4 protein-coding genes are annotated in these 2,887 nt (G+C 72.7%); 1 reads left to right on the plus strand and 3 read right to left on the minus strand.

Translation table 11 applies throughout. The annotated features are described in order from the left end of the window. Together AC1DVT_RS19255 and AC1DVT_RS19260 are read right to left on the minus strand one after the other, a co-directional pair. Window positions 1-918: adenosylhomocysteinase (locus tag AC1DVT_RS19255; protein WP_477390896.1), on the minus strand; the 918-nt coding region annotated here is incomplete at its 3' end. A 40-nt stretch (window positions 919-958) separates the two neighbouring features. After that, entirely contained in the window at window positions 959-1,165 is a 207-nt protein-coding gene (locus AC1DVT_RS19260; RefSeq protein WP_477390898.1) for a DUF3499 family protein, read from the minus strand. Between the two features lie 133 nt (window positions 1,166-1,298). On the opposite strand from AC1DVT_RS19260, the gene AC1DVT_RS19265 reads away from it, so the two are divergent. Then, window positions 1,299-1,739: a metallopeptidase family protein gene (locus tag AC1DVT_RS19265; protein ID WP_477390899.1), complete on the plus strand. Its 441-nt coding sequence runs from the start codon at window positions 1,299-1,301 to the stop codon at window positions 1,737-1,739. Between the two features lie 12 nt (window positions 1,740-1,751). Here AC1DVT_RS19265 and AC1DVT_RS19270 read toward each other — a convergent pair. Continuing rightward, window positions 1,752-2,887: DUF5719 family protein (locus AC1DVT_RS19270; protein ID WP_477390901.1), on the minus strand; the 1,136-nt coding region annotated here is incomplete at its 5' end.

Consider the following 2,887-nt stretch of genomic DNA (forward strand, 5'->3'; position numbering starts at 1 on the left):
GTCGATCTCACTGACGATCACCCGGGCGCCCTGGCCGCGGAGCGCCTCCGCGGCGCCCTTGCCCACGTCCCCGTAGCCCACGACGAAGGCGACCTTGCCGCCGATCAGCACGTCGGTCGCGCGGTTCAGGCCGTCGGGCAGGGAGTGGCGGATGCCGTAGGTGTTGTCGAACTTCGACTTCGTCACGGAATCGTTGACGTTGATCGCCGGGAAGAGCAGCTTGCCGGCGGCGGCGAGCTCGTAGAGGCGGTGCACGCCGGTGGTCGTCTCCTCGGTCACGCCGATGAGGCCGGCCGCGATGCGGGTGAACCGTTCCGGGTCGCGCTCGAGGCTCGCCCGCAGCGTGGCCAGGACGATCCGGTACTCGTCGGAAGCGTTGGACTCGGCATCCGGAACCGCGCCCGCCTTCTCGAACTCGGCGCCGCGGTGCACGAGCAGCGTCGCGTCGCCGCCATCGTCGAGGATGAGGTTCGGACCGTCGAAACCCTCCGCCGACCAGTCGAAGATGCGATCGGCGAGGCGCCAGTACTCCTCGAGCGTCTCGCCCTTCCACGCGAACACCGGGACGCCGGCCGGGCTGTCCACCGTGCCGGTGGGGCCGACGACCACGGCCGCGGCCGCCTCATCCTGCGTCGAGAAGATGTTGCAGCTCGCCCAGCGCACCTGCGCGCCGAGGGCGGTGAGCGTCTCGATCAGCACGGCCGTCTGCACTGTCATGTGCAGCGAGCCCGCGATCCGCGCGCCTTTGAGCGGCTGCTGCGCACCGAACTCACGGCGCAGGGCCATCAGGCCGGGCATCTCGTTCTCGGCGAGACGCAGCTGGTGACGGCCCGCTTCGGCGAGCGCGAGATCAGCGACCTCGAACTCGAACGGTCGAACGGTTGCCTCAGGGGCGGCGACGGAGGTGTGGCTCGGCATCCGGCCATTCTCCCATGTGAGCGGCGGACGACCGGCGGGGTCAGACGCGGAGGGTCTCGTGCCGCACGACGACCCAGCCCTTGGGCACGGAGAGCCGGTCGGTGTGCACCGCGCACAGGTCGTGGGCGTGCGGGTCGAGAGCGCGGCCGAGAGGCCCGACCACGGCCATCTGGTCGGCGTAGTCGTACGTCAGGGTCGACACCGCTTCGCGGGCGCAGCCCACCTTCGAACAGAGTCTCTCGCGCATTTCCCTCACGCTACCCGCGCGATCCTTCGCCGGATGGATGCCGCGCCGCCGGCCGGTTCGGGTGGCGCCGGCGCCGTCGCGCCGGGCGACGGAGCAACGCGTCCGCCACACTCGTGCGACTTAGGATGGGGGCATGCCGTGGCGGAAGACGAGGGAAGCTGCGCGGCCCGCGCGCCGTCCGGGGCGGCACGGCCGGCACGGCCGGGAGGACCGCAGTCCGGTGGTCAGGCCTCCGCTCCCTCCGCTGGATACCCGCGCCGAGCGATTCGACCTCGCGGTGGGCACAGCCGCGGAGTTCCTGCGGTCGGCATGGCCGGAGCTGCGCGATGTCAGCTTCGAGATCGGCGACATGCCGCCTGCCACGGATGCGGACGGCATCCCCCGCTGGCAGGTGCTCACCGACGAGAAGCGGATCATCCTCTACCGGCTGCCGATCGAGCGCCTCAGCCACCTGCACCGCGACGACGACCTGCACCGCCGCATCATGATCGAGGGCAGCGTCTTCCGCGCCGCCGCGGAGTACCTCGACCGCGACCCGTGGGATCTCGGGCCCGAGCGGTTCAGATACTTCTAGCCCGCCGCCCGGTCAGGGATACACGGTGATCGGCTTCGCCGCCTGATCCGCCGACCACACCGGGTAGCCGGCGAGCGCGCCGTCACCCGACATGGTCACGCTCGCGCGGATGGGCGCAGCGCCGGCGTCGAGCGAGTAGACCGTGCCTGGGCGCACGCTCAGCCGCGCCTCGCGGCCGGCGGCGACCGTGATCTGCGACGAACTGGAGCCGTCCACGGCCTCGAGAGTGACCTGCGCGTCGGAGTCCGATGGGTTCGCGACGATGATCGCGGCCGCGGGGCCGGCCGGGATCGCGACGAGACTCGGCACGGCGATCGCCGGCGCAGGCATGTACCAGGCGAAATCGGAGCCCTCGCCGAAGCCGGTCGTCTCCCAGACCGCGCCGACAAGGGGGGCCTCGGCCGCCACCCGCACCGTGTATTCGCCTGGCACGAGCCCTGGGAGCTCGAGATCCACCGGCAGGCCCGCCGGCAGCGCCACGGAGAGCGGCTCGATCCCCTGGATGGACGTGCCCACCGCAGTGGCGGTCACGGTGGCCGTGGTGTCGGCGGAGGGCGACAGGAGGCGGACGATCGTACCGGACTCGCCCGAGCCGTCGCCCGGGGGAAGCGTCACGGTGACGCCGGGAATGAGCAGCAGCGGGTCGGGCACGATCATCGCGCCGACCTGGTCGACGCCACCGGGGAGGAGGGTGCGGGTCAGCGAGGTCTGCAGCGCGGCGACGACCGGAGCGCCGGTCGCCGTCACCCGGATCACGGGGCTCGCCTCGCCCAGCGCGAGGCCGGAGAGGGGAACGGCGCGCTGCGAGTTCGGCGCGATCACGAGGTCGCCGCCGGCCGGCACCGTCGGACCGGCGGTGCCGAAGACGGTGAGCTGCACCGTGGAGGCGACGGCCCCTGGGTTGGCGAGGATGACAAGATCCGATGCGCCGGTGCTCGTGGAGCCGCCGACCAGCCAGGACTCCATCAGCGGCGGGCGGCAGGCGGCCGCGGCGAACCCGACCAGATCCGGCGCGCTCGCCGTCGCGGAGCCGGCGGCCGCGACATCCGTCCGCTCCCCGCCCTGCGGGAGCGCGGTGAACACCGCGGCGACCGAGTCGGGCACGGGCGTCGTGAGCTGGCTCTGCGTCGGCGCGGCCGCGCCGGCCC

The organism is Microbacterium sp. P2_F9, from assembly GCF_056403635.1.